Here is a 254-nt window from a genome sequence, read left to right on the forward strand (position 1 = left end):
GCGGCGCAGGCATTATCCTATCATCAGCCTACGACTACGCAAAATGGGTCCGCGCCATGATCGAGCGCAATTCTTCTTCTTCTCCAATCTCGCAGGAGGGATATGCGAGTCTTCTCGGCGCGCATTCGATCGTGCTCCCAACGGGCGTTCCGCCGGTGGAGACGGCGCCGGTCACGTATGGCCTGGGGTGGATGATCCACGTCTACCGCGGGGAGCTAATCGTCGAGCATACGGGCGCACAGCCGGGGTTCGCG

The 254-nt window shown here is 61.8% G+C and carries 1 protein-coding gene; it reads left to right on the forward strand.

Annotated features, from left to right (window positions below):
- Positions 1–56: 56 nt before the first annotated feature.
- A partial coding sequence (locus tag PZC42_RS22005; RefSeq protein ID WP_306576018.1) for a hypothetical protein occupies positions 57–254 on the forward strand: 198 nt, incomplete at its 3' end.

Source organism: Isoptericola croceus (assembly GCF_029382255.1).
Lineage (GTDB): Bacteria > Actinomycetota > Actinomycetes > Actinomycetales > Cellulomonadaceae > Isoptericola > Isoptericola croceus.